Source organism: Kitasatospora sp. NPDC059817 (assembly GCF_042731835.1).
Taxonomy (GTDB): Bacteria; Actinomycetota; Actinomycetes; order Streptomycetales; family Streptomycetaceae; genus Kitasatospora.
Window position 1 is genome coordinate 1756 of sequence record NZ_JBHWIR010000298.1, and the last position, 4110, is coordinate 5865.

Sequence of the window (4110 nt, forward strand, 5' to 3'; positions counted from 1 at the left end):
GGGGCGCGGCGGGCGTCCGCCCCCCCCCCCGACCCCCCCCGGCGGCCCCCCCCGGCCGCGGGCCCCCCGGCGGGGCCGCGCGCCCTCGACGCCGCCCTCGACCAGCTCGACGCCTACCTGGTCGCCAACCCGGACGACGACCAGCTGCTGCGCGCGCTGCAGGGCCGCCCGGAGTTCGACCGGGGCCGGGTGATCGTCCGCGACGGCGTGCGCCCGGCCGTGGCCCGTTACCGGGCCGGCCTGGCCCAGCGGCTGGCCACGGACGCCCGGCCGGACGACCGGGCCGGGGTCTGCCACGTGCCCGGCGGCACCGAGGGCTACGCCGACGCCGTCACCCGCTACACCCGGCCCGGGCTCACCCCGGAGGAGGTCCACCGGATCGGCCTGGACACCCTGGCGGGGCTGCGCGAGGAGTTCGCCGAGCTGGGCGGCAGGGTGCTCGGCATCACCGACCCCGACGCCGTGCTGGCCGCGCTGCGGGAGGACCGCGCGCTGCGCTTCGGCAGCGCCGAGGAGATCATCACCCTGGTCGACGAGGCGCTGGAGCGCGCCCGCCGCGCCTCGGCCGACTACTTCCGGGCCTACCCGATCGCCGACTGCGTGACCCGGGAGATCGACCCGATCGAGGCGGAGACCGGGCCGCTGGCCTACTACCAGCCGCCGGGCCCGGGCGGCCTGCCCGGCACCCACTGGATCAACACGCTGCGCCCGCAGACCAGGTTCAGGTACGAGTACGAGGCGATCGCCTTCCACGAGAGCGTGCCCGGGCACCACCTGCAGATCGCCGTCGCCCAGACGCTGCACCACCTGCCGGAGTTCCGGCGCCGGCCGAGCGGCCAGCTGACCGCCCACGTCGAGGGCTGGGGCCTGTACACCGAGCGGCTCGCGGACGAGATGGGGCTGTACAGCTCGGACCTCTCCCGCTTCGGCATGCTGTCGCTCGACGCCCTGCGGGCCGTGCGCCTGGTCGTGGACACCGGGCTGCACCACTACGGCTGGTCCCGGGAGCGGGCGATCGCCTTCATGCGGGACAACACGGCCACCACCGAGGCCAACGTCCGCAACGAGATCGACCGCTACCTGGCCTGGCCGGGCCAGGCGACCGCGTACCTGATCGGCCGCCGGGAGATCGTCCGGCACCGCGAGCGCGCCCAGGCGGCGCTGGGCGGCCGGTTCGACATCCGGGAGTTCCACCACGAGCTGATCGGGCACGGCAGCCTGCCGCTGGGAGTGCTGGACACGCTGGTCACGGACTGGATCGCGGCGCAGTAGGGCCCGCCGCTCCGACGGTGCGCGCACCGCGCACCGTCAGGCCGGTTCGGCTGCTACGCCGGGGTGACGGGCGGGCGGCGCTTGTGCTCGGTGCGGCGGTAGTGGCCGAGGACGGTGCGGAAGACCTCCTCGCTCACCGGCCGCTCCTCCAGGAAGTCGTCCAGGGCCTCGTAGGGGACGCCGAGGGCGTCCTCGTCGGGGCGGCCGGGGGCGAGGGTCTCCAGGTCGGCGGTGGGGGTCTTGTGGACGAGGTCCGCCGGGGCCCCCAAGGCCTCGGCCAGGGAGCGGACCTGACGCTTCGTCAGCCCGTCCAGCGGCATCACGTCGGCGGCGCCGTCACCGTACTTGGTGAAGAAGCCGACGGCCGCCTCGGCGGCGTGGTCGGTGCCGACGACCAGGCCGCCGGTGGCGCCTGCGACCGCGTACTGGGCCACCATCCGCTGGCGGGCCTTGACGTTGCCGCGGACGAAGTCCTCGTGGGAGCGGTCGGCGAAGGTGAGGCCGGCGGACGTCAGCGCGTCGAGGGCTGCGTCGGTCGCGGGCCTGATGTCGACGGTCAGGGTCCGGTCCGGCCGGATGAAGTCGAGTGCGCGGCGGGCGTCCGCCTCGTCCGCCTGGGTGCCGTAGGGCAGCCGTATGGCGCAGAACTCGGCCTGGTGTCCGGCGGCGCGCAGCCGGTCGACGGCGAGCTGGCAGAGCCGCCCGGCGGTGGTGGAGTCGACGCCGCCGCTGATGCCGAGCACCAGCGTGCGGGCGCCGGCCGCCCGGAGCTGGTCGGCGAGGAAGTCGGCCCGGCGCTTCGCCTCCTGCTCGGGGCTGGGGACGGGGGCCACCCGCAGGGTGCGGGCGATCTCCCGCTGGAGGTCGGCGGACAGGGGTTCGGTCATATCGACTCCCGGGTGAAGGTGACACGGTGGGTGCCCGCCCTGGACGCTACCAGCGGGTTCCGCGCGTTCGACGAGGTGGTGGCGGTGCTGCGGCAGACCGGGGCGAGCGCCTACGCGGGGTGCCGCAGGATGTCGAGGACGACGGCGCCGTCGACGGTCTCCTGGGCGACCAGCAGGGCGGCCAGTTCGTCGAGGTGGTGGCGGTGTTCGCGGAGCAGGTCGACGGCGCGGCGTTCGGCGCGGCGCAGCAGGCGGGCCACCGCCTCGTCGACGGCGCGCTGGGTCTGCTCGGAGTACGGGCGGCGGAACAGGTCCTCGGGGCCGTCGCCGAGGTAGTTCGGGGAGCCGCTGGAGTAGCCGACCGGACCGAGTTCCGGGGAGAGGCCGAATTCGCGGACCATCCGGGTGGCGACACCGGTGGCGTGGGCGAGGTCGTTGGCGGCGCCGGTGGAGCCCTCCCCGAAGACCACCAGCTCGGCCGCCCGCCCGCCGAGCTGGACGGTGATCAGGTCGATCAGGTAGCCCTCGGTGTACAGGTGGCGTTCCGCTTCGGGGAGTTGTTCGGTCGCGCCGAGGGAGACGCCGGCCGGGAGGATGGTCACCTTGGCGACGGGGTCGGCGTGTTCGCACAGCGCGGCGGTCAGGGCGTGCCCGGACTCGTGGACGGCGACGGCGTGGCGCTCCTCGGGCAGCAGCGCGTTGGAGGAGTCCCGGCGGCCGAGCAGGACGCGGTCGCGGGCGGTGTCGAGGTCGTCGGCGGTGAGGGTGGCGCGGTCGGCGCGGACGGCGTTGATGGCGGCCTCGTTGACCAGGTTGGCGAGGTCGGCGCCGGAGAAGCCGGGTGTGCCGCGGGCGATGCGGTTGAGGTCGGCATCGGGGGCGAGGGTCTTGCCGCGGACGTGGACGGCGAGGATCGCGGCCCGTTCCGCCTGGTTGGGCAGCGGGACGGTGACCTGGCGGTCGAACCGGCCGGGGCGCAGCAGGGCCGGGTCGAGGGCGTCCGGGCGGTTGGTGGCGGCGATGACGACGATGCCGGTGGTCGGGTCGAAGCCGTCCATCTCGGAGAGCAGCTGGTTGAGGGTCTGTTCGCGTTCGTCGTTGCCGCCGAGCCGGGTGCCGCCCGCGCGGCGGCCGCCGACGGCGTCGATCTCGTCGATGAAGATGATGGACGGCGCGCGTTTGCGGGCCTCGTCGAAGAGGTCGCGGACGCGGGAGGCGCCGACGCCGACGAACATCTCGACGAAGCCGGAGCCGGTCACGGAGAGGAAGGGCACCTCGGCCTCTCCGGCGACGGCCCGGGCGAGCAGGGTCTTCCCGGTGCCGGGCGGGCCGACCATGATCACCCCGCGCGGGCCCTTGGCGCCGGCGGCGGCGTAGCGCTCGGGGCTGCGCAGGAAGTCGACCACCTCGCTGACCTCCTGCTTGACGCCCTCGTACCCGGCGACGTCGGCGAAGCGGGTGGCGGGCCGCTCGGCCTCGATGATCTTGGCGCGGGAGCGGCCGATGGCGCTCAGGCCGCCGCCGAGCGAGCGGGCGGCCATCCGGCCGGACCAGAGGAACAGCCCGCCGAAGAGCAGCAGCGGCAGGAACAGCAGCAGCGTCGACCAGATCGAGCTGCCGCCGCTGTGGCTGGCGGTGATGTCGACGTGCTGGCCGGCCAGCTCGCCGCTGAGCTGGGAGGTGTCCAGGGCGGTCGGGATCTGGCTGGTGAAGTGCGTGCCGTCCTTGAGGGTGCCGGTGACCCCGCCGGTGTCGGTGATGTCCACGGTCTGCACCTGGCCGGCGCCGACCCGGTTGAGGAAGTCGGTGTAGCCGTAGTTGGCGCCGGTCGAGCCGGAGCGCGAGAACAGGATGAGCAGCAGCAGGGTCACCAGGACGGCGACGGGCAGCAGCCAGCGGCGCATCGCGGGCGGGGGCGGCTTGGGCGGCGGCGGGCCGCCGGGGGCGCGGG

Annotated in this window: 3 protein-coding genes; 1 reads left to right on the forward strand and 2 read right to left on the reverse strand. The window is 75.0% G+C overall.

Translation table 11 applies throughout. From position 1 onward, the window contains the following. On the forward strand, positions 1-1272 hold a 1272-nt coding region (locus ACFV61_RS33725; protein WP_380495889.1), incomplete at its 5' end, for a DUF885 domain-containing protein. A gap of 53 nt (positions 1273-1325) precedes the next feature. On the opposite strand, the gene nadE is transcribed toward ACFV61_RS33725, so the two are convergent. Continuing rightward, complete coding sequence (gene nadE / locus ACFV61_RS33730; protein ID WP_380495891.1) at positions 1326-2159, reverse strand: ammonia-dependent NAD(+) synthetase; 834 nt, start codon at positions 2157-2159, stop codon at positions 1326-1328. 110 nt (positions 2160-2269) lie between these two features. Beyond that, a partial coding sequence (ftsH, locus tag ACFV61_RS33735) for an ATP-dependent zinc metalloprotease FtsH (protein ID WP_380495894.1) occupies positions 2270-4110 on the reverse strand: 1841 nt, incomplete at its 5' end.

Excerpts from the sequence above, each read along its gene's own strand:
- nadE (WP_380495891.1), bottom strand. The coding sequence starts at position 2,159 with ATGACCGAACCCCTGTCCGCCGACCTCCAGCGGGAGATCGCCCGCACC.